20 protein-coding genes and 1 riboswitch are annotated in these 20424 nt (G+C 64.7%); of the genes, 13 read left to right on the forward strand and 7 right to left on the reverse strand.

Translation table 11 applies throughout. The features are described 5' to 3' along the window. The first annotated feature begins 189 nt into the window (after positions 1-189). From ACPRTJ_RS08100 to ACPRTJ_RS08115, 4 genes are all read left to right on the forward strand, one after another. Positions 190-1185 (forward strand): ArsR/SmtB family transcription factor, encoded by a 996-nt coding sequence (locus ACPRTJ_RS08100; protein WP_043863601.1) that lies wholly within the window; start codon positions 190-192, stop codon positions 1183-1185. A 19-nt stretch (positions 1186-1204) separates the two neighbouring features. Continuing rightward, entirely contained in the window at positions 1205-2395 is a 1191-nt protein-coding gene (gene metK, locus ACPRTJ_RS08105) for a methionine adenosyltransferase (protein ID WP_043863602.1), read from the forward strand. Positions 2396-2507: 112 nt separating this feature from the next. Beyond that, entirely contained in the window at positions 2508-4160 is a 1653-nt protein-coding gene (gene ligB, locus ACPRTJ_RS08110) for an NAD-dependent DNA ligase LigB (RefSeq protein WP_100632921.1), read from the forward strand. Between the two features lie 59 nt (positions 4161-4219). Beyond that, complete coding sequence (locus ACPRTJ_RS08115; protein ID WP_043863604.1) at positions 4220-4615, forward strand: DUF1090 domain-containing protein; 396 nt, start codon at positions 4220-4222, stop codon at positions 4613-4615. Between the two features lie 98 nt (positions 4616-4713). Here the strand turns inward: ACPRTJ_RS08115 and ACPRTJ_RS08120 are convergent, their stop codons facing one another. Further along, positions 4714-5157 carry a c-type cytochrome gene (locus tag ACPRTJ_RS08120; RefSeq protein ID WP_173925103.1) on the reverse strand — a complete coding sequence of 148 codons (444 nt, stop codon included), beginning with the start codon at positions 5155-5157 and terminating at the stop codon, positions 4714-4716. A 131-nt stretch (positions 5158-5288) separates the two neighbouring features. On the opposite strand from ACPRTJ_RS08120, the gene mltA reads away from it, so the two are divergent. Further along, the gene (gene mltA, locus ACPRTJ_RS08125) at positions 5289-6446 is read left to right on the forward strand and encodes a murein transglycosylase A (protein ID WP_054915759.1); all 1158 of its coding nucleotides are present in this window, start codon (positions 5289-5291) and stop codon (positions 6444-6446) included. A gap of 1 nt (position 6447) precedes the next feature. Here the strand turns inward: mltA and ACPRTJ_RS08130 are convergent, their stop codons facing one another. Both ACPRTJ_RS08130 and ACPRTJ_RS08135 read right to left on the reverse strand, forming a co-directional pair. Next, positions 6448-6834 carry an MAPEG family protein gene (locus tag ACPRTJ_RS08130; protein ID WP_054915760.1) on the reverse strand — a complete coding sequence of 129 codons (387 nt, stop codon included), beginning with the start codon at positions 6832-6834 and terminating at the stop codon, positions 6448-6450. A 23-nt stretch (positions 6835-6857) separates the two neighbouring features. Next, the gene (locus ACPRTJ_RS08135) at positions 6858-7691 is read right to left on the reverse strand and encodes a DMT family transporter (protein WP_043863608.1); all 834 of its coding nucleotides are present in this window, start codon (positions 7689-7691) and stop codon (positions 6858-6860) included. 170 nt (positions 7692-7861) lie between these two features. Between ACPRTJ_RS08135 and ACPRTJ_RS08140 the strand changes: the two genes are divergently transcribed. Then, entirely contained in the window at positions 7862-9097 is a 1236-nt protein-coding gene (locus tag ACPRTJ_RS08140; RefSeq protein WP_043863609.1) for a cation:proton antiporter, read from the forward strand. Here the strand turns inward: ACPRTJ_RS08140 and ACPRTJ_RS08145 are convergent. Further along, on the reverse strand, positions 9081-9962 hold the full coding sequence (locus ACPRTJ_RS08145) for a LysR family transcriptional regulator (RefSeq protein ID WP_078479851.1): 882 nt from the start codon (positions 9960-9962) through the stop codon (positions 9081-9083). The genes ACPRTJ_RS08140 and ACPRTJ_RS08145 overlap by 17 nt on opposite strands. A gap of 92 nt (positions 9963-10054) precedes the next feature. On the opposite strand from ACPRTJ_RS08145, the gene ACPRTJ_RS08150 reads away from it, so the two are divergent. Together ACPRTJ_RS08150 and ACPRTJ_RS08155 are read left to right on the forward strand one after the other, a co-directional pair. Beyond that, on the forward strand, positions 10055-10468 hold the full coding sequence (locus ACPRTJ_RS08150; RefSeq protein ID WP_043863611.1) for a VOC family protein: 414 nt from the start codon (positions 10055-10057) through the stop codon (positions 10466-10468). Positions 10469-10513: 45 nt separating this feature from the next. Next, complete coding sequence (locus ACPRTJ_RS08155; protein ID WP_426428549.1) at positions 10514-11809, forward strand: cation:dicarboxylate symporter family transporter; 1296 nt, start codon at positions 10514-10516, stop codon at positions 11807-11809. Between the two features lie 32 nt (positions 11810-11841). Here ACPRTJ_RS08155 and ACPRTJ_RS08160 read toward each other — a convergent pair whose 3' ends face one another. Continuing rightward, entirely contained in the window at positions 11842-12240 is a 399-nt protein-coding gene (locus ACPRTJ_RS08160; RefSeq protein WP_043863612.1) for an acyl-CoA thioesterase, read from the reverse strand. Between the two features lie 183 nt (positions 12241-12423). Then, positions 12424-12529, forward strand: a riboswitch (S-adenosyl-L-homocysteine riboswitch). A gap of 21 nt (positions 12530-12550) precedes the next feature. On the opposite strand from ACPRTJ_RS08160, the gene ahcY reads away from it, so the two are divergent. From ahcY to ACPRTJ_RS08185, 5 genes are all read left to right on the forward strand, one after another. Continuing rightward, positions 12551-13960, forward strand: a complete 1410-nt coding sequence (gene ahcY, locus ACPRTJ_RS08165; protein WP_054915763.1) for an adenosylhomocysteinase — start codon at positions 12551-12553, stop codon at positions 13958-13960. A gap of 96 nt (positions 13961-14056) precedes the next feature. After that, on the forward strand, positions 14057-14902 hold the full coding sequence (metF, locus tag ACPRTJ_RS08170; RefSeq protein WP_043863614.1) for a methylenetetrahydrofolate reductase [NAD(P)H]: 846 nt from the start codon (positions 14057-14059) through the stop codon (positions 14900-14902). Positions 14903-15006: 104 nt separating this feature from the next. After that, complete coding sequence (locus ACPRTJ_RS08175) at positions 15007-16089, forward strand: hypothetical protein (RefSeq protein ID WP_100632922.1); 1083 nt, start codon at positions 15007-15009, stop codon at positions 16087-16089. Between the two features lie 48 nt (positions 16090-16137). Then, on the forward strand, positions 16138-16923 hold the full coding sequence (locus ACPRTJ_RS08180; RefSeq protein WP_043863615.1) for a substrate-binding periplasmic protein: 786 nt from the start codon (positions 16138-16140) through the stop codon (positions 16921-16923). A 222-nt stretch (positions 16924-17145) separates the two neighbouring features. After that, positions 17146-19038, forward strand: coding sequence for a DEAD/DEAH box helicase (locus ACPRTJ_RS08185; RefSeq protein ID WP_043863616.1), 1893 nt, complete (start codon positions 17146-17148; stop codon positions 19036-19038). Positions 19039-19103: 65 nt separating this feature from the next. Here the strand turns inward: ACPRTJ_RS08185 and ACPRTJ_RS08190 are convergent, their stop codons facing one another. Both ACPRTJ_RS08190 and ACPRTJ_RS08195 read right to left on the reverse strand, forming a co-directional pair. Further along, a complete protein-coding gene (locus tag ACPRTJ_RS08190) occupies positions 19104-19682 on the reverse strand; it encodes a YceI family protein (protein ID WP_043863617.1) in 579 nt (192 codons plus the stop codon). 32 nt (positions 19683-19714) lie between these two features. Continuing rightward, positions 19715-20266 carry a cytochrome b gene (locus ACPRTJ_RS08195; protein ID WP_043863618.1) on the reverse strand — a complete coding sequence of 184 codons (552 nt, stop codon included), beginning with the start codon at positions 20264-20266 and terminating at the stop codon, positions 19715-19717. Positions 20267-20424 lie beyond the last annotated feature (158 nt).

A 20424-nucleotide genomic window follows, 5' to 3' on the forward strand; every position in this document is an offset into this window, starting at 1 on the left:
CCCGGGGGCAATCACGGATGGTCGATGAGGGACGTTTTTAGTGCGATTGAGCGACTAATCCCGTGTTGCGCCGACAAAACGGCAGAAATTGTCGCCTGCCATGCCGGGCCGGGCCCGCCCATCGAGCAATATCAAAACTTTTTGATATAGAACTTGCGAGGCCGCTGCACGCTGACTAGACTGCCGCCCATGAACCTTCACGCCCCCTCCATCGACCCCGAGCAAAGCGACGCGCTGGCTGCCCTGTGCAAGGCCGGCGGCGACCCGCTGCGGCTGAACGTGCTGCGCGCGCTGGCCAGCGATTCGTTCGGGGTGCTGGAGCTGGCGCAGATCTTCGCCATCGGCCAGTCGGGCATGAGCCACCATCTCAAGGTACTGGCCCAGGCCGACCTGGTGGCCACCCGGCGCGAAGGCAACGCGATCTTCTATCGCCGCGCACTGCCCGACAGCCAGCGCCTGGGCGGCAAGCTGCACGGGGCGCTGCTGGAGGAGGTCGACGCGCTGGAACTGCCGGCCGAGGTGCAGGCGCGCATCGGCCAGGTGCAGGTGCGCCGGGCCGCCACCAGCCAGGACTTCTTCCTGCGTGTGGAAGAGAAGTTCCGCGCCCAGCAGGACCTGATCGCCGGCCTGGCGCAGTACCGCGAAAGCCTGCTGGCGCTGCTCGACAAGCTCAGCTTCGACCCGCTGGCCAGCGCCCTGGAGGTCGGCCCCGGCGATGGCGAGTTTCTGCCCGAACTGGCGCGGCGCTTCACCCACGTCACCGCCCTGGACAACAGCCCGACCATGCTCGAGCTGGCGCGCCAGGTGTGCCAGCGCGAGCGCCTGGCTAACGTAACCCTGCTGTTGGCCGATGCCCTGCATGCAACGGATGTACAGGCCGACTGCGTGGTGCTGAACATGGTGCTGCACCATTTCAGCGAGCCTGCCCAGGCCCTCGGGCACCTGGCCAAGCGTGTCAGACCAGGCGGAAGCCTGTTGGTAACAGAACTGTGCAGCCACGACCAGAGCTGGGCGCGCCAGGCGTGCGGCGATCTCTGGCTGGGCTTTGAACAGGATGATTTGGCCCGTTGGGCCAGCGCCGCGGGGCTGGTTCCCGAGGACAGCCTCTATGTGGGCTTACGTAATGGTTTCCAGATTCAGGTTCGCCACTTTCAGCGACCACCTGGCGACACTCACCATCGGTAAATTTTAGGAACCCGTCGAGATGAGCGAATACTCCCTTTTCACCTCCGAGTCCGTGTCTGAAGGGCATCCGGATAAAATCGCCGACCAGATTTCGGATGCGGTGCTCGACGCCATCATCGCCGAAGACAAGTTCGCCCGCGTGGCGTGCGAGACCCTGGTGAAAACCGGTGTGGCCATCATCGCCGGCGAAGTGACCACTTCGGCCTGGGTCGACCTCGAAGACATCGTGCGCAACGTGATCGTCGACATCGGCTACAACAGCTCCGACGTCGGTTTCGACGGCGCCACCTGTGCGGTGATGAACATCATCGGCAAGCAGTCGGTAGACATCGCCCAGGGCGTTGACCGCAGCAAGCCTGAAGACCAGGGCGCGGGCGACCAGGGCCTGATGTTCGGCTACGCCAGCAACGAAACCCCGGAGCTGATGCCAGCCCCGATCAGCTTCTCGCACCAGCTGGTGCAGCGTCAGGCCGAAGCGCGCAAGTCCGGCCTGTTGCCGTGGCTGCGCCCGGACGCCAAGTCCCAGGTCACCTGCCGCTACGAAGGCGGCAAGGTGGTGGGCATCGACGCCATCGTGCTGTCGACCCAGCACAACCCGGACGTGTCCTACGCCGACCTGCGCGAAGGCGTGATGGAGCTGATCGTCAAGCACGTGCTGCCGGCCGAGCTGCTGCACAAGGACACCCAGTTCCACATCAACCCCACCGGCAACTTCATCATCGGTGGCCCGGTGGGCGACTGCGGCCTGACCGGCCGCAAGATCATCGTCGACACCTACGGCGGCATGGCCCGTCACGGGGGGGGCGCTTTCTCCGGCAAGGACCCGTCCAAGGTTGACCGTTCGGCCGCCTACGCCGGTCGCTACGTGGCCAAGAACATCGTTGCCGCTGGCCTGGCCGAGCGCTGCGAAATCCAGGTGTCGTACGCCATCGGCGTGGCCCAGCCGACCTCGATCTCGCTGAACACCTTCGGCACCGGCAAGGTTGCCGACGAGAAGATCATCCAGATCGTGCGCGAGTGTTTCGACCTGCGTCCGTATGCGATCACCACCATGCTCGACCTGCTGCACCCGATGTACCAGGAAACCGCGGCCTACGGTCACTTCGGCCGCACCCCGCAGGTCAAGACCGTGGGCGACGACACCTTCACCACGTTCACCTGGGAACGCACCGACCGTGTCGACGCGCTGCGCGCGGCCGCCGGGCTGTAAGCAACACCCGGTACAAGCAACACCCGGTAAACAAGAGCCCCTGCCAGGCGACTGGCAGGGGCTTTTTCTTGCCTAGGCTTGAAGTTCCACCCGCCGAGCAAGGACGCTCGCCATGCCCTTCAAGCTGTTGTCCGGCCTGCTGTTCGCCAGCACGCTCGCCTGTACCCCAACCACCGCCCTCGCCCGGCCCTGCCCCGACTGGCCACCGGCAGTGGCGCAAAGCGAACTCAAGCAGCTGGGCGAGCGCCTGGCCGACTGGGACGATCATTACCATCGCCTGGGCGTCGCGTTGATCAGCGACGAGCTGTACGACCAGAGCCGGGCGCGCCTGCAACACTTGCAAGCCTGCTTCCCCGGCACCGGTGCACCCCCGGCAGACCCGCTCGGAACCGCCACCGGCCCGTTGCGCCACCCCATCCCCCACACCGGCCTGAACAAGTTGCCCGACGAAGCCGCCGTGCGCGCCTGGATGCACGGCAAGCAGGACCTCTGGGTACAACCCAAGGTGGATGGCGTGGCCGCCACGCTGGTCTATGCAAAGGGCCGGCTGGTGCGCCTGATCAGCCGCGGCGACGGCGCCTACGGGCATGACTGGAGCCGCCACCTGCCGGCACTGGGCGCCCTCCCCCACACGTTGCCCGAACCTCTGGACCTGATACTGCAAGGCGAGCTGTTCTGGCGCCTGGACGGGCATGTGCAGGCCGCAGCGGGCAGCCGGAATGCCCGCGGCAACGTCGCCGGGTTGCTGGCGCGCAAGCAGCTCACCCCCGCGCAGGGCGCGGTGGTCGAGCTGTTCGCCTGGGCCTGGCCGCAGGGCCCCCTGGACCAGCGCGAGCGCCTGGCACGCCTGAGCGCCCTGGGCTTTGCCTACAGCGAGGCGTTCAGCCAGCCGGTGCAGACCTTCGACCAGGCCGCCCACTGGCGCCAGCACTGGTACCGCACGCCACTGCCATTCGCCAGCGACGGCGTGGTGCTGCGCCAGGGCCGGCGTCCGCCCGGCGAGCGCTGGCAGGCCCGGGCGCCGTACTGGATAGCGGCATGGAAATACCCCTTCGCCCAGGTGCTGGCAGAGGTGCGACGCGTGCAGTTCAACGTGGGGCGCACCGGTCGCATCACCCCGGTGCTGCAACTGGCACCGGTGCAGCTGGATGACCGCACGGTGCGCCAGGTCAGCGTGGGCTCGCTAAGACGCTGGCAGCAACTGGACATTCGCCCGGGCGATCAGGTGGCGATCAGCCTGGCAGGCCTGACCATTCCCCGTCTGGACGGCGTGGTGCACCGCGCCCTCGAACGGCGCGAGATGGAGGTACCGGCGGCCGATGCGTTTCATCCGTTGAGCTGCTGGGAACTGAGCGCCGGGTGTCGTCAGCAGTTCCTGGCCAGGTTGCAATGGCTGGGCGGCAAGCAGGGCCTGGCACTCCCAGGTGCCGGGCCGGCCAGCTGGGAGCGCCTGGTCGACGCCGGCCAGTTGCGCACACTGGCCGATGTGCTGGAACTGCCCGCCGAACATCCGTTGTACCCCGCCCTCGAACAGGCCCGTCAGCGACCCTTTGCCACCTGGGCGCGGGCCCTGGGTATGCCGGCCCCGCGTGCGTTGGCAGCGGGGGACACGTGGGCCGCGCTGGCTGCCCGCGATGCGGCGCAGTGGCAGGCCGAGCCTGGCGTGGGTGCCCACCGTGCCGGCCAGTTGCTGGCCTTTTTCGCTCACCCGCAGGTGCAGGCCCTGGCGGCGCGGTTACGTGAACATACAATCGAGGGTTTCTAAATTTGTCGGATCAGGGCAGCATCATGGGTTTCTGCCAAGCCCGCGACCACGGAGCCACTATGAAACTGCTTTCCCCGCTTGCCCTGTTCGCCGCCTGCTCGCTGCTCGCCACTTCGCTGATGGCTGCCGAGGAACAACCCGGCCTGACCGGCTGCGCTGCCAAGAAGCAGGCGATCAGCGAACAGATCGAACAGGCCCGCGCCCACGGCAACAGCGCCCAGCAGGCCGGCCTCGAGAAGGCCCTGAGCGAAGTGACCGAGCACTGCACCGATGCCGGCCTGAAGAAACAGCGTGAACAGAAGGTGCTGGATGCCCGTCATGAAGTGACGCAGCGCACCAAGGACCTGGACAAGGCCATGAAGAAAGGCGACGCCGACAAGATCAACAAGCGCAAGGACAAACTGGCCGAGTCGAAGAAGGAACTGCAACAGGCACTGGATGAGCTGGAGAAGTAGTCCGCGTTGAACCCTTCGCCGGCAAGGCCGGCTCCTACGTACAGCGCGCCAACTGTAGGAGCCGGCCCTGCGGCGAAAAGGCCGGCCAGCTCACCCCATCAATGATTGCGAAACTCGGTATGACAGGCCTTGCACGCCGCTTCCACCTTGCCCATCGGGGCCGCGACCGCCGCAGGCTCCAATGGCTGGGTACGGGTCTGGGCGACCAGCTCGCCGGTCACCTGCTCCATCTGCCGGGCCAGCTCCTGGAAGCGCGCCTGCTTTTGCCACACATCGGGCGTGGCGCTGCTGTCCTCCTCGCGCACCTGCGGGAAATGCTGCCACGGCTGGTGCGACAACGCGTCGAGCTTCACCGCACCATCGGCAAATTTCTGCCCGTCGAACGCCAGCCGGCCACGCAGCATGCCGCCGAGGTCTTCGCTGGTCTTGAGCATCTGCTTGAAAATCGCCTTGCGCTGGCCCAACGGCGAGTTGGGGTCGACACCGCCACAGGCGCTCAGGGCCAGGCAGGCCACCAGGATCACAGTCATTCGCTTGAACATCATGCTTGGCTCGGCACACGGAAAAAGGCGGCCAGTATCCCCGCCTTGCCGGCAAACACCAATACCCCTACCAAAAACAAGGGTTGCCTGGCCGCCCTGAACGCCAGGCACACCGTAGAGGACTACCCCGCATGAAAACCGCCCTGAGCCGCCTTGGCCTGACCGCCGCGTTGCTGGCCCTGCTGGTCGGCTGCAACGGCAGCGCCCCGGATAAATCCGCACCGCACCCGCTCGCCACCTACAGCCCAGCCACCTGGAAAGACCTGCCCAAGGTCTCCGACAGCGACCTGCTGGCCGGCTTCAATGCCTGGCGCAGCGCGTGCGAGCGCCTCAAGAACGATCCGGTCTGGGCCACCCCCTGCGCTGCTGCGGTGCAGGTGCCCGACGACGCCACCCAGGTGCGTGGCTTCTTGCAGACGCAGCTCGAGGTGTACGGCCTGCGCTCGGCCGAAAACAACGCCAACGGCCTGATCACCGGCTACTACGAACCGGTGTACCCCGGCAGCATGACCCGTACCGCCACGGCCAACGTGCCGGTGTATGGCATCCCCGATGACCTGGTGGTGGTGGCGCTCGACAGTATCTACCCCGAACTCAAGGGCAAGCGCCTGCGCGGTCGCCTGGACGGGCGCGTGCTCAAGCCCTACGACACCGCCGGGGTGATCCAGCAGCAAGGCGTCAAGGCGCCGGTGCTGGCCTGGCTGACCGACCCGATGGACCTGCAGTTTCTGCAGATCCAGGGCTCCGGGCGCATCCAGCTCGAAAGTGGGCAGCAGCTGCGCGTGGGCTATGCCGACCAGAACGGCCACCCGTATCGCCCGGTGGGCCGCTGGCTGGTCGAGCAGGGCCAGCTCAAGAAGGAAGACGTGACCATGGGCAGCATCCACGCCTGGGCCCAGGCCAACCCGAGCCGCGTGCCCGAGCTGCTGGCCAGCAACCCCAGCTACGTGTTCTTCAGCACTCGCCCGGACAGCAACGAAGGCCCGCGCGGTTCGCTGAACGTGCCGCTGACCGCCGGCTACAGCGTGGCTATCGACCGCAAGGTGATCCCGCTGGGCAGCCTGCTGTGGCTGTCGACCACCCGCCCGGACGGCGCGCCGGTGGTACGCCCGGTGGCCGCGCAGGACACCGGCGGGGCCATCACCGGCGAAGTGCGCGCCGATCTGTTCTGGGGTACCGGCAGCGAGGCCGGCGCTCTGGCCGGGGACATGAAGCAGCAGGGTCAGATCTGGCTGCTGTGGCCCAAGGGCGCGGCACTGCCGGTGGTGCCGCAGGTGGAAGGCAAGTAGCTCAGGCCGAGACCACGAAGAAGCTGACGATCAGGCCGATGCCCGCGAACCACACCACCGAGCGCAGCGCGGCCCAGTCGGCCAGGTAGCAGATGATGTAGAGCAGGCGGCTGGTGATGTAGAGCACCGCCAGCACGTCCTGGGTGACCTGCTCGGCATTGCCGACGATGTCGGCGATCACCACCGCCGCGACGAACGCCGGAATCGACTCGAAACTGTTGAGCTGCGCCGCATGGGCGCGGCGCGGCAGGCCTTCGAGCTTGTCCAGAAAACCGCGCGGGTCATGGTTCTGTCGCAGGCTGAAGCGACCACTGCCGAACTTGGCGATGCTGGTGCACACGAACGGCAGCAGCAACGCGATCAATACACACCAGAAGGCGACGGTCATGGCAGGGGTCCTTGTTGTTGGGGTCAGAGTTTCATGATCAGCATGCCGATCAGTACCAGTGCACAAGCTAAGAGCCTCGGCCCGCCGAAAGGTTCTTTGAGGTAGCGCATGCCCATCAGCACCACCAGGATCACGCTCACCTCGCGCAGCGCCGCAGCCTCGGCCACCGAGCCCAGTTGCATGGCCCACAGTACCAGCGCATAGCTGGACAGCACGCACAACCCCACGGCCAGGCCCAGCTTCCACTGGCTGCGCCAGAACTGCGCAAACGGCGCGCGCCGGGCCACCGTCGCCAGCAACGGGAACGGCCAGGCGCTGATCAGCGTCAGCCACACCAGGTAGTCCAGCGGCTGCGACCACAGCCGGATCGCGCTGCCGTCGAGCCAGGTGTAGCAGCCGATGCACAGGCCGATCAGCGCCACCACCGGCAGCATCGACCAGGGCAGACGTTCGCCGCCACCGCCCTGCCACAGCAGGCAGGCCATGCCGCACGGGATCAGCAGAATGCCGAAGATCTGCTGGGTGCTCAGCGTCTCGCCGGCAAAGGTCAGGGTCAGCGCCAGCACCACCAGCGGCGACAACCCGCGCATCAGGGGGTAGACCAGGCCCAGGTCGCCGACCCGGTAGGCCTTGATCAGCAGGTAGCGGTACAACAGCTCGAACGCCGCCGAGGCCAGCATCCACGGCCAGATCTCGGGCGGCGGTACCTGCACGAACGCCACCATCGCCAGGGCGAACAGCAGCGCCACCACGTCCATGCTGGCAATCACCAGCAGACGCTCGCCGCTGAACTTGATCAGGGTGTTCCAGGTGGCATGCAGCAGGGCGGCGATCAGCACCAGCGAAGTGGCGAGCACGGTTGAGTTCCTGGGTAGTGCACGGCTGCGCAGTTTCAACCAGGCGCAACAAAACAGCCAGCCTGCGGTCAACGTTGATCGAAAAAGTGTGTCCTGAACCTCGCGCCGGCGCATCCAAGCCCTGCCCGAGCCATTCGGGCACTGACTTGGAAGCCATTACAGGACCTAGGATGCTTGAGCTAGTTGCCGCGTTTATTTGCCTCACCACCCTCCTCACCTATGTGAACTACCGCTTTATCGGCCTGCCGCCGACCATTGGCGTGATGGTCACTGCACTGCTGTTTTCCCTGATACTCCAGGGCCTGAGCGTCATCGGCTACCCGGGCCTGGAAGAACGGGTGCAGGGCCTGATGAGCCAGATCGACTTCAACGACCTGCTGATGCACTGGATGCTGGCGTTCCTGCTGTTCGCCGGGGCGCTGCACGTGAACCTGGCCGACCTGCGCGACTACCGCTGGCCGATCGGCCTCCTGGCCACCGTCGGCGTGCTGATCGCCACCGTGGTGATCGGCTACCTGGCGCACTGGATCTTCGCCCTGTTCGGCTGGCACGTGAACCTGCTGTACTGCCTGCTGTTCGGCGCACTGATCTCGCCCACCGACCCGATCGCGGTGCTCGGCGCCCTGCGTACCGCCAATGCGTCCAAGCCGCTGAAGACCACCATCGTCGGCGAGTCGCTGTTCAACGACGGCACCGCGGTCGTGGTGTTCACCGTGCTGCTGGGCATCGCACAACTGGGCGAGACCCCGAGCGTGAGCGACACCGCGATCCTGTTCGCCCGCGAGGCCATCGGCGGCGCGCTGTTCGGCGCGGTGATCGGCTACGTCACCTACCGCATGATCAAGAGCATCGAGCAGTACCAGGTGGAAGTCATGCTGACCCTGGCGCTGGTGATCGGCGGCTCGGCCGCAGCCTACGAACTGCACGTCTCGGCGCCCATCGCGATGGTGGTAGCGGGCCTGATCATCGGCAACCTGGGTCGCAACCTGGCTATGAACGACATGACCCGGCGCTACATGGACGGCTTCTGGGAACTGATCGACGACATGCTCAACGCGCTGCTGTTCGCGCTGATCGGCCTGGAGCTGTTGCTGCTGCCGTTCTCGTGGATGCACCTGGCTGCGGCCGGGGTGCTGGCAGTGGCGATCCTGCTGTCGCGCCTGCTGACCGTGGCACCGGCGATCGTCATGCTGCGCCGCTGGAGAACGGTGCCGCGCGGCACCATCCGCGTGCTCACCTGGGGCGGCCTGCGCGGCGGTGTGTCCGTGGCCCTGGCGCTGTCGCTGCCATCGGGTCCCGAACGTGACCTGCTGCTGAGCATCACCTACATCGTGGTGCTGTCGTCGATCCTGCTGCAGGGCCTGAGCATCGGTCGCGTGGTGCGCGGGGTTACCGAGCAGCCTTGACCGGCGAGGGGCTGCCCAGCAGCCCCAGCAGATGCCGCATCGCCACTGGCCGGCGCGGCGTCGAGCCGTGCAGCACCACCAGTGCCCGCGCGTGGCGCGGGTCATCGCCCAGCGTCCAGGCACAGATGCCCTCATGGGGCATGCCGGCCCATTGCGGCACCAACGATACCCCCATGCCCTGGGCCACCAGCATCACGATGGTTTCCAGCGCATCCAGCTCGCACAGCAACTGCGGCGTGATCAGTTGCTCATCCAGGTAGCGCTGGGCGATCTGCCCGCCCCACGACTGTGCGTCATAGCGAATGAACGGGTGCTCGCGCAGCAACGTATCGGGGGTCAGCGCGGCCTGTGCAGCCGGCGCGATCAGAATCAGCGGCTCGACCTTTAGCACCTGCAGCGCCAGTGCCTTGGGCAGCGTGAAGGGCGGGCGCACCAGAATCGCGGCATCCAGTTCGCCGCCGAGCACCTTCTCGTACAGGCTGCGCGAATCACCCGGGGTGATCTGCAGTTTGAGCCCCGGCGCCGATCGCGCCAGACGCTCGATAAGCCCCGGCAATACCCCGGTCAACGCCGTCGACACCGCGCCCACCCTGACGTCCCCCGTCAATCCGTCCTGGCTCAGGTCGTGCTGCAGTTCACGCGCCTGCTCGATGATCGCCTGGATTCTGGGCAACAGCAGCAGGCACTGGTCCGAGGGGCGGATGGCATGCGCAGTACGCAGCAGCAAGGTGCAGCCCAGTGTGCGTTCCAGCGCCTGCACGCGCTGGCTGATCGCCGCTGCCGTGCGGTTCTCGCGACGCGCGGCCGCGGCAATCGAGCCGGTTTCCACCACTGCCACCAGGCTTTTCAGAAAGCGCACATCCATAAGTTTTTCTTTCGCTCAGAGCAAGGCAAAGCCGTTTTACCCCGTCACACGGCCTACTTACCCTCAACGCTCAACCACACGGGGGATACGCCATGAACAGACCCTTTCACGCTGCATACCACGTTTGCGACCTGGAACAGGCGCGTATTTTTTATCGAGATGTTCTGGGCTGCACCGAAGGGCGCAGCACCGCGACCTGGGTCGACTTCGACTTCTTCGGCAACCAGCTCTCGTTGCACCTGGGCACGCCGTTCGCCACCACCCGTACCGGGCAGGTTGGCGAGCACAAGGTACTGATGCCGCATATCGGCGTGGTACTGCCACTGGACGAGTGGATGACCCTGGCCGTGCGCCTCACCCGGCGTGGCCTGGCATTCGAGATCCCGCCGGTGGTGCGCTTTGTGGGCGAGCCGGGCGAACAACGCACGATGTTCTTCCTCGACCCCAGCGGCAATCCGATCGAGGTCAAGGGCTTCAAGGATTTCGCCGGCCTGTTCGCGCAGTAACGCACCCTTCGCACTCCCCACAACCACAACAACAAGGGGCACCCCATGGGCATTCGCACACCTTCCAGCCTGGTCACGCGCATCATGATCGGCCTGGTCGCCGGCGTGATCGTCGGCATCCTTCTCAACCAGTTCCCCGAGCACAAGGCCTGGTTCATCGACAACCTGCTGCAGCCGGCCGGCGACCTGTTCATCAAGCTGATGAAGATGATCGTGGTACCGCTGGTGTTCGCCTGCATGACCGTCGGCATCGCCGGCGCCGGCAGCACGCGCGCCCTGGGCCGGGTCGGGATGAAGACGTTCGTGTACTTCTTCACCATCACCAGCATCGCGATCCTGTTCGGGCTGGTGGTCGGCAACGTGTTCCAGCCCGGCGCCGGCGCGGACTTCAGCAGCACGCTGCAGGCACCGGTCACCACGCTGGCATCCAGCACCGAAACGCAGAACCTGGGGCGCACCCTGGTGGCCATCGTGCCAGACAACATCGTGCTGGCCATGGCCGAGGGCAAGCTGCTGTCGGTGCTGTTCTTCGCCATCCTGTTCGGCTGCGCCCTGTCGATGCTGCCCCAGCAGCAGAAGGCACCGTTGATCAGCGTGATGCAGGGCGTATCGGACACCATGTTCAAGGTCACCCACCTGGTGATGCACTACTCACCCATCGGCATCTTCGGGCTGATCGGCGTCACCGTTGCCAGCTTCGGCCTGAGCGCACTGCTGCCGCTGGCCAAGCTGATCGGCATTACCTACGTGGCGGTGCTGCTGTTTGCGCTGTGCGTGCTGGGGGCGGTGGCCAGGCTGGCGGGGGTGCGGTTCTTCCACCTGTTGCGCGAGATACGCAGCGAGTTGCTGCTGGCCTACAGCAGCGCCGCCTCGGCCACGGTGATGCCGCAACTGATCGAGAAGATGGAGCGCTACGGCGCGCCACGCCCGATCAGCAGCATGGTCATTCCGTTGGGGTATTCATTCAACCTCGATGGCGCGTCGCTGTTCGCAGCGCTTGGCACGCTGTTCATCGCCCAGGCCTATGGCATCGATCTGGGCCTGGCTGACCAGGCGATGCTGATGCTGATCATGGTGCTGACCTCCAAGGGTGCGGCGGGGGTGCCGGGCTTCATGTTCATCATCCTCACCGCCACGCTGACCGCGGCAGGGCTGCCGGTCGAGGGCGTGGCGATCATCGCCGGGGTGTATCGGCTGATGGACATGCCGGTCACTGCACTCAACGTGCTGGGTAACGCGCTGGCGCCACTGGTGATCGCACGCTGGGAGGGCCAGCTCAAGGCACCTGGCCAAACCGCCCCCGCCAGCCCCGCTGCCCCTGACTTGAAGCTTGAAGCTTGAAGCTTGAAGCTTGAACTGTGCAGCTACCGCCGTCATTCCACCGAGGTATCGAACTGATCCTTGATGAACTTGATCTCGGTACGCCCATGGGGTGCCGGCAAGCCGTCCTCACCCAGGTTGACGAAGACCATCTTGTCGACGGTGAGGATGCTCTTGCGGGTGATCTTGTTGCGCACTTCGCATTTGAGGGTGATGGAGGTGCGGCCGAATTCGGTGGCGGTGATGCCCAGCTCGATGATGTCGCCCTGGCGCGAGGCGCTGACGAAGTTGATCTCCGAGATGTACTTGGTCACCACACGCTGGTTGCCCAGTTGCACGATCGCGTAGATCGCCGCCTCTTCGTCGATCCAGCGCAGCAGGCTGCCACCGAACAGGGTGCCGTTGGGGTTGAGGTCTTCGGGTTTTACCCATTTGCGGGTGTGAAAGTTCATGCGTACTCCTGACCGTCTTGCCAATCGATGCCGACAATGATGGCAGAGCCTGCCGGCGGCCTCCATTGAACATCGACTATCGTCTCGATTAATTGACAGAAAGCCTTGGGCCGATGCGCGGGCGCAGCTATAATCGCCAACGCTTCACAGACGGTCATCACCACTCGATGCCGTTCCCGCCACCTGTCCGAGGGGCGCTGCAGCAGGTTCTCCTGTCAGGCTCGGATGGGGCGTTGCCTGCACGGGGTTCCCCGCACGGGCACTAAACGCACAACGGCGCCCATTCGCACACTACGAATGGAGGCTCTTGATGAGCGCTGTAAACACGCCTGCAGATTTTACCGACTACAAAGTCGCCGACATGTCCCTGGCTGCCTGGGGCCGCCGCGAAACCATCATCGCCGAGTCCGAAATGCCGGCCCTGATGGGTCTGCGCCGCAAGTACGCCGCTGAACAGCCGCTCAAGGGTGCAAAAATCCTCGGCTGCATCCACATGACCATCCAGACCGCCGTGCTGATCGAGACCCTGGTCGCGCTGGGCGCCGAAGTGCGCTGGTCGTCGTGCAACATCTTCTCCACCCAGGATCAGGCCGCTGCCTCCATTGCCGCCGCTGGCATCCCGGTATTCGCCTGGAAGGGCGAGACCGAGCAGGAATACGAGTGGTGCCTGGAGCAGACCATCCTCAAGGATGGCGCGCCATGGGATGCCAACATGATCCTCGACGACGGCGGCGACCTCACCGAGCTGCTGCACAAGAAGTACCCGCAGGTACTGGACCGCGTTCACGGCGTGACCGAAGAGACCACCACCGGTGTGCACCGTCTGCTCGACATGCTGGCCAAGGGCGAGCTGAAGATCCCGGCGATCAACGTCAACGACTCGGTCACCAAGAGCAAGAACGACAACAAGTACGGCTGCCGTCACAGCCTCAACGACGCCATCAAGCGCGGCACCGACCACCTGCTGTCGGGCAAGCAGGCGCTGGTGATCGGCTACGGTGACGTGGGCAAGGGTTCGGCCCAGTCGCTGCGTCAGGAAGGCATGATCGTCAAGGTCTCGGAAGTCGACCCGATCTGCGCCATGCAAGCCTGCATGGACGGCTTCGAGCTGGTTTCGCCGTTCATCGACGGTATCAACAACGGCACCGAAGCCAGCGTCGACAAGGCCCTGCTGGGCAAGATCGACCTGATCGTGACCACCACCGGTAACGTCAACGTGTGCGATGCCAACATGCTCAAGGCCCTGAAAAAGCGCGCCGTGGTATGCAACATCGGTCACTTCGACAACGAAATCGACACCGCCTTCATGCGCAAGAACTGGGCATGGGAAGAGGTCAAGCCACAGGTTCACAAGATCCACCGTACCGGCCCTGGCGATTTCGACGCGCAGAACGACGACTACCTGATCCTGCTGGCCGAAGGCCGCCTGGTGAACCTGGGCAACGCCACTGGCCACCCGAGCCGCATCATGGACGGTTCGTTCGCCAACCAGGTACTGGCACAGATCTTCCTGTTCGGCCAGAAGTACGCCGACCTGTCGCCGGCCCAGAAAGCCGAGCGCCTGACCGTTGAAGTACTGCCGAAAAAACTCGACGAAGAAGTGGCCCTGGAAATGGTCCGCGGTTTCGGCGGCGTGGTAACCCAACTGACCAAACAGCAGGCCGACTACATCGGCGTGACTGTTGAAGGCCCGTTCAAACCAGACGCCTACCGCTACTGATGGGCCAAAGCCGGTGACGCTGCCACAGCGTCACCGGCTTTTTTCTGTGGCCAGCCTCACGGCTGGCCAGCACGATCGGTTTACCAGGATTTCGCCATGTCTCAGGAACGCCGTTACAGCTTCGAGTTCTTCCCGACCAAGACCGACGCTGGACATGAAAAACTGCTCGCCACGGCTCGCACCCTGGCCAGCTACAACCCGGACTTCTTCTCCTGCACCTATGGTGCCGGTGGCTCGACCCGCGACCGCACGCTCAACACCGTGCTGCAGCTGGAAAGCGAAGTGAAGGTACCGGCCGCGCCGCACCTGTCGTGCGTGGGCGACAGCAAGGACGACCTGCGCAGCCTGCTGGCCCAGTACAAGGCCGCCGGCATCAAGCGTATCGTGGCCCTGCGCGGCGACCTGCCGTCGGGCATGGGCATGGCCAGTGGCGAGCTGCGCTACGCCAACGAGCTGGTCGAATTCATTCGCCAGGAAAGCGGTGATCACTTTCACATCGAAGTGGCCGCCTACCCGGAAATGCACCCCCAGGCCCGTCACTTCGAAGACGACCTGATCAATTTCGTGCGCAAGGCCAAGGCCGGCGCCGACAGCGCCATCACCCAGTACTTCTTCAACGCCGACTGCTACTTCCACTTCGTCGAGCGCGTGCAGAAGCTGGGCGTGGACATCCCGGTGGTACCCGGCATCATGCCGATCACCAACTACAGCAAGCTGGCGCGCTTCTCCGATGCGTGCGGCGCCGAGATCCCGCGCTGGGTCCGCAAGCAGCTGGAAGCCTATGGCGACGATGTGCAAAGCATCCAGGCCTTTGGCGAACAGGTCATCACCGAAATGTGCGAAAAACTGCTGCAAGGCGGCGCACCGGGGCTGCACTTCTATACCCTGAACCAGGCCGAACCCAGCCTGGCAGTGTGGAACAACCTCAAGCTGCCACGCTGATTACTGTCAAACACGGTAATAAATAGTTGCGAAAACGGTAAGGGCTTTAGCGTACGCTAAGGCCCTTTCCATTTTCCCTTACAGATACGGATCTTCGCGTTTCTATGCCCCTCGCTTCCCCTTCCGCACGTCCCCAACTGATCTATCTTGTCTTCGGTGCCCAGACTTACCATCAGGAAGCGCAGTTCAGCATCTCCAGCGCCTTGGCCAACCTGCACAAGACGCCGGGGGAACACCTCGATATCCAGGTGTTCAGCGACGACCCGCACCCCTATCGCCACTTGCCGGTAACGGTGCATGCACTCGATGCCGACACCCGCAAGGCATGGAGCGAGCCGCACGGTTATCACTTTCGCACCAAGCACGTGCTGCTGCGCCAGGTGCTGCAGGACCACGAACACGCCCTGCTGATCGACACCGACACGTTTTTCCATCAGTCACCCATCGAGCTGTTCCGGCGCATGCAGCCCGGCACGCTGCTGTGCAATGCGGTCGGCGGCAAATACGGCGTAAATCAGCAATGCGCACTGTACCAAAACCTTGCAGGCCCACTGCAGGCACGCGGCCTGGCCAAAGACGGCATGCCATTGCTCAATTCGGGCGTCATCGGCCTGTACCGGCAGGACGCGGGCCTGCTCGACCAGTCCATCGCCTTGATGGACGAGTTCTATCCGCTGGCCCCGCGCGCCTATACCCTCGAAGAGTTCTGCCTGGCGGTCGCCGCCCATGACACCTTGAACGTGCAGGAATGCCCCGACCTGATCCACCACTACTGGAGCCGCAAGCAACTGTTCCGAGCCAAGATCCAGGCCTGGCTGAACAAGCACGGTAGCGACCCGCTCTCGACACAGGCCATGGCCGATATCGCCCAGGTCAACACACAGCTGCCACGCCCGCCGCTGCTGCAACGCCTGCACTGCAAGCTGCTGGGGCTGTTGCTGCCGGCAAGGCAACGTCAGTTCATGCGTGAGCTGGCCTACGGCTGTCATCCCTATGCCAACGAATTCGATCGCGCCTGCGCCCAGGCCTGGTGGGAAAAAGCCCTGGAGAACGTCGAGAGGCGCCAGGGCAAGCCCGCCTGCGCCAACCAGCTCGGGCAGTGGTTCAGGCATCCAGGCATGCGCCTGGCCCTGGGTCGTCAGCTGCCGATCGTGAAAGCTCACCTGGAGCAGCGCCGCGAGGGCTGAAGCCTGGGCGCGCTGGCCATTCTCGAGCAGCCATCGTACTCTCCAGCCATGCCCGATCTTTACCGACTGTTCGCCGCCCTGTTTCTCGCCTGCCTGAGTACCCTGGCTCATGGCGAGAGGCTGCGCATCGTCACCGACCCCTGGCCGCCCTATGTGTACCAGGAAAACGGAGAGGCCAAGGGCATCGACTACGAGGTCACCGCCGAGGTGTTCAAGCGCCTGGGCATCGAGGTGCAATGGCAGTTCCTGCCATGGAAGCGCTGCCTGGCGATGGTCGAACAGGGGCTGGCCGACGGCGTGCTCGACATCTTCAAGACCGAGCAGCGCGACGCCCAGCTGTTCTACCCCAGCGAACCGCTGTCGCACGTGGAGTTCGTGCTGTTCCAGGCCAACGCCCGGCCCCACGCCATCAGGCACCTGGAAGACCTCAAGGGGCTGACCGTGGGCACCGCGCCCGGCTATACCTACGGCCCGGCGTTTGCCGATTCACCCGACTTCAAGCGCGAGCCGGCACCTACCCTGGAAGCCAACCTGGGCAAGCTGCAACTGGGGCGCATCGACCTGCTGGTCACCGATCGCCGGGTTGGCCGGCATGTGATCAAGAGCCTGGGCCTGGAGCAACAGGTCAGCGAACTGGGGCTGGTGATCGACCGCCAGCCCCAGTTCCTGGCAGTACGCCGCAATGCCGGCATGGACCTGCTGGCGCAACGCTTCGCCGCCGAGCTGCGCCGCTTCAAGCAGGAGCCGGCCTATGCCGAGCTGAACGCACGCTACGCAGGCGCCGAGGTGAATATTCCGCAAACCGTTGAGCAGCAGGAACGCAGCACGCACTGATTGCTCTGTTATACTCCGCCAACCCCGCCAGGCTTACGCCCGGACGCTCGGCTTTGCAAAAGGCATCCCGATCGGCAGGACAGCGCGCCCAGAGCCCGCCCGCCGCCCCCCGGATGCGCATTGAAGGCCCAGCAGGACCGGACGCGATAGCATCACCTGATGCCCGTCGCGCCAGGCACGAACTTCCCATAGGGCTTAGCCCCCACTAGAACAGGATTACTCATGTCCTTTGCTTCCCTCGGTCTCTCCGAGGCTCTAGTCCGCGCTATCGAGGCAGCGGGCTATACCCAGCCTACGCCGGTGCAACAGCGGGCCATTCCCGCCGTGTTGCAAGGTCGCGACCTGATGGTCGCGGCGCAGACAGGTACTGGTAAAACCGGTGGCTTTGCACTGCCGATTCTCGAACGCCTGTTTCCAGGTGGCCACCCCGACAAGTCCCAGCGCCATGGCCCACGCCAGCCGCGGGTACTGGTGCTGACCCCCACCCGCGAACTCGCCGCCCAGGTCCACGACAGCTTCAAGATCTACGCCCGCGACCTCAAGTTCGTCAGCGCCTGCATCTTCGGCGGTGTCGGCATGAACCCGCAGGTGCAGGCCATGTCCCGCGGCGTCGACGTGCTGGTGGCCTGCCCCGGCCGTCTGCTGGACCTCGCCGGCCAGGGCAGCGTCGACCTGAGCCACGTTGAGATCCTGGTGCTCGACGAAGCCGACCGCATGCTCGACATGGGCTTCATCCATGACGTGAAGAAGGTCCTCGCACGCTTGCCTGCCAAGCGCCAGAACCTGCTGTTCTCGGCGACCTTCTCCAAGGACATCACCAACCTGGCCGACAAGCTGCTGCACAACCCCGAGCGCATCGAGGTCACGCCGCCCAATACCACGGTCGAGCGTATCGAGCAGCGTGTGTACCGTCTGCCCGCCAGCCACAAGCGTGCCCTGCTGGCCCACCTGATCACCCAGGGTGCCTGGGAGCAGGTGCTGGTCTTCACACGTACCAAGCACGGCGCCAACCGCCTGGCCGAGTACCTCGAGAAGCACGGCCTGACTGCCGCGGCGATTCACGGCAACAAGAGCCAGAATGCGCGCACCAAGGCCCTGGCCGACTTCAAGGCCGGCACCGTGCGCATCATGGTCGCCACCGACATCGCCGCCCGCGGCCTGGACATCGACCAGTTGCCCCACGTGGTCAACTTCGAGCTGCCCAACGTCGAGGAAGACTACGTGCACCGTATCGGCCGTACCGGCCGTGCGGGCCGTTCCGGCGAGGCCATCTCGCTGGTGGCGCCGGACGAAGAGAAGCTGCTCAAGAGCATCGAGCGCGTCACCCGCCAGAAAATCCAGGACGGCGACCTGATGGGCTTCGATGCCTCGACGGTCGAAGCCGAAAAACCCGAAGCCCGTGAACGTCCGCAGATGAACCCGCGCGGTGGCCGTGGCCAGCGTGCCGACGGCAGCAATGCCGGCGGGCGCAAGGACAAGGGCAAGGACAAAGGCCAGGAAAAGGATAAGCCCGCAGGCGACAGAGCCACTGAGAAGGCCGCCGGCGGGCGCCAAGAGCGCAAGCCCCGTGACAACAGCAAAACCCGCCAGGCACCCTCGGGTCAGGCAGCAGTAGTTCCGAAAATCCCGGCCGACCGTGACCCTGAAGCCTTCCTGGACGACGAAGTGGACAACTTCGGCAACCGTGCCGACTACGTCAGCCCGTACCAGAACAAGGGCGGCCAGGGCCGCAACCGTCGCCCGGGCGCACCGGCAGCCGCCGGTACCGGCACCGGCGCACCCCGCGGTGGCCAGCCACGCAGCAACACCGGTGGTGGTGCACGTAGCGGTGGCGCCGGCAGCAATGGCGAGAAGCGCGGTGGTGCACGCAGCGGTGGCGGTGGTCGCGATGGCCAGGCGCGCCGCGACGGCAGCAACAACCGCAACCGTCGCCCGGCCCGTGACGATCAGTCGTCGCAGGAACCGGCAGTGCGCAACCCGCGTGACGGCCAGTCGCAGCCCAAGATCGTGCACAAGGAATCCAAGATCGACCGGTTCCCGACCGCCGAACAGCTCGAGCAGCTGCCAAGCCGCCCACGTGGCGAGAAGCCTGCGCTGCTGACGCGCAACCGCTGATCCCGCCAATGCGCACACAAGAACGCCGCCCCTAGGGGCGGCGTTCTTGTTTACAGGCCAGGCAATTACTTCTGCTTGACGCCTTCCAGCGAGATGTCCAGCTGGGCGGTCTGTGCCACGTCGCCAGGCAGCTTGATGCCGAAGTCTTTCAGGTCCAGGGTGGTGGTGGCGTTGAAACCGGCGCGCTCGCCGCCCCATGGGTCCTTGCCTTCACCGTTGAAGGTGGCCTTGAAGGTCACTGGCTTGGTCACGCCGTGGAAGGTCAGGTCGCCGGTCACGTCGGCAGTCTTGTCGCCAGTGGGCTTGACGGCGGTGGAGACGAACTTGGCGTCGGCGAATTTCGAAACGTCCAGGAAGTCCTTGCTGGCGATGTGCTTGTCACGCTCGGCGTGGTTGGACCACAGGCTGGCGGTCTTCACGTCTACCGAGATCTTGCTGTCCTGCGGCTTGGCGGAATCCCAGCTGAAGGTACCGTCCCAGTCCTTGAAGGTGCCGTGGATGAAGCTGTAGCCCAGGTGGCTGACTTTCCAGTCGATGAAGGCGTGCTGGCCTTCCTTGTCGATCTTGTAGTCGGCAGCCATGGCCTGGCCAGCGGTGAACAGGGCGGTACCGAGCGCCAGAGCGGCAAAAGTCTTTTTCAACATTACTTCTATTCCTTTGGAGTTGAGGTTGAACATCAAGCTTTGCGGCCCAGCATGCGGGTGAGGGTCGCGTCACGGTCGATAAAGTGGTGCTTGAGGGCGGCCAGGCCATGCAGGCCGGCGAAGATCACCAACCCCCAGGCCAGGTAGAAATGGATTTCCCCGGCGACATCCGCCTGGTTGGGCAGGTCGCTGACCAGTGCCGGCACCTCGAACAGGCCGAACACCGGGATGCCCACGCCGTCGGCGGTGGAGATCAGGTAGCCGGTGATCATCACCCCGAACAGGCCCACGTACAGCAGGCCGTGGCCGGCCTTGGCGGCGAAGCGGGTAAGCGGGCCGTGGTTAGCCGGGGCCGGTGGTGGCGGGCTGATGAAGCGCCACAGCACGCGACCGAGCATGATCGCCAGCAGGGTCAGGCCGATACTCTTGTGCAGGTCGGGTGCCGTTTTGCGCCACGCACTGTAGTAGTCCAGGCCGACCATCCACAGCCCCAGGCCGAACAGGCCGAAGACCGCCAGGGCCACGCCCCAGTGCAGGACGATACTGACCACGCCATAGCGAGAAGGAGAATTGCGCAGTTGCATTGCCGTGTTTCCCTGTAAGAACTGTGCCCAAGACTAACCGGTTATCTATCGAATTAAAGCGGAAAATTTCGCTTTGAACGATCGAGAAACATGATCTTTAGTGTGAGACGAACAGGTTAAGGAAACATTAACTCGGCAGGAAGGAATTCTGGTGCTGC

This window comes from Pseudomonas palmensis (assembly GCF_049942755.1).
Taxonomy (GTDB): Bacteria; Pseudomonadota; Gammaproteobacteria; order Pseudomonadales; family Pseudomonadaceae; genus Aquipseudomonas; species Aquipseudomonas palmensis.

What these genes read in the sequence shown, in the direction of transcription:
- ACPRTJ_RS08115 (WP_043863604.1), top strand. Translation starts at nt 4,220, where the DNA reads ATGAAACTGCTTTCCCCGCTTGCCCTGTTCGCCGCCTGCTCGCTGCTC.
- ACPRTJ_RS08140 (WP_043863609.1), top strand. Translation starts at nt 7,862, where the DNA reads ATGCTTGAGCTAGTTGCCGCGTTTATTTGCCTCACCACCCTCCTCACC.
- ACPRTJ_RS08100 (WP_043863601.1), top strand. Translation starts at nt 190, where the DNA reads ATGAACCTTCACGCCCCCTCCATCGACCCCGAGCAAAGCGACGCGCTG.
- ACPRTJ_RS08185 (WP_043863616.1), top strand. Translation starts at nt 17,146, where the DNA reads ATGTCCTTTGCTTCCCTCGGTCTCTCCGAGGCTCTAGTCCGCGCTATC.
- ACPRTJ_RS08130 (WP_054915760.1), bottom strand. Translation starts at nt 6,834, where the DNA reads ATGACCGTCGCCTTCTGGTGTGTATTGATCGCGTTGCTGCTGCCGTTC.
- ACPRTJ_RS08190 (WP_043863617.1), bottom strand. Translation starts at nt 19,682, where the DNA reads ATGTTGAAAAAGACTTTTGCCGCTCTGGCGCTCGGTACCGCCCTGTTC.
- ACPRTJ_RS08120 (WP_173925103.1), bottom strand. Translation starts at nt 5,157, where the DNA reads ATGTTCAAGCGAATGACTGTGATCCTGGTGGCCTGCCTGGCCCTGAGC.
- ACPRTJ_RS08155 (WP_426428549.1), top strand. Translation starts at nt 10,514, where the DNA reads ATGGGCATTCGCACACCTTCCAGCCTGGTCACGCGCATCATGATCGGC.
- ACPRTJ_RS08160 (WP_043863612.1), bottom strand. Translation starts at nt 12,240, where the DNA reads ATGAACTTTCACACCCGCAAATGGGTAAAACCCGAAGACCTCAACCCC.
- metK (WP_043863602.1), top strand. Translation starts at nt 1,205, where the DNA reads ATGAGCGAATACTCCCTTTTCACCTCCGAGTCCGTGTCTGAAGGGCAT.
- metF (WP_043863614.1), top strand. Translation starts at nt 14,057, where the DNA reads ATGTCTCAGGAACGCCGTTACAGCTTCGAGTTCTTCCCGACCAAGACC.
- ligB (WP_100632921.1), top strand. Translation starts at nt 2,508, where the DNA reads ATGCCCTTCAAGCTGTTGTCCGGCCTGCTGTTCGCCAGCACGCTCGCC.
- ACPRTJ_RS08145 (WP_078479851.1), bottom strand. Translation starts at nt 9,962, where the DNA reads ATGGATGTGCGCTTTCTGAAAAGCCTGGTGGCAGTGGTGGAAACCGGC.
- ACPRTJ_RS08150 (WP_043863611.1), top strand. Translation starts at nt 10,055, where the DNA reads ATGAACAGACCCTTTCACGCTGCATACCACGTTTGCGACCTGGAACAG.
- mltA (WP_054915759.1), top strand. Translation starts at nt 5,289, where the DNA reads ATGAAAACCGCCCTGAGCCGCCTTGGCCTGACCGCCGCGTTGCTGGCC.
- ahcY (WP_054915763.1), top strand. Translation starts at nt 12,551, where the DNA reads ATGAGCGCTGTAAACACGCCTGCAGATTTTACCGACTACAAAGTCGCC.
- ACPRTJ_RS08195 (WP_043863618.1), bottom strand. Translation starts at nt 20,266, where the DNA reads ATGCAACTGCGCAATTCTCCTTCTCGCTATGGCGTGGTCAGTATCGTC.
- ACPRTJ_RS08175 (WP_100632922.1), top strand. Translation starts at nt 15,007, where the DNA reads ATGCCCCTCGCTTCCCCTTCCGCACGTCCCCAACTGATCTATCTTGTC.
- ACPRTJ_RS08180 (WP_043863615.1), top strand. Translation starts at nt 16,138, where the DNA reads ATGCCCGATCTTTACCGACTGTTCGCCGCCCTGTTTCTCGCCTGCCTG.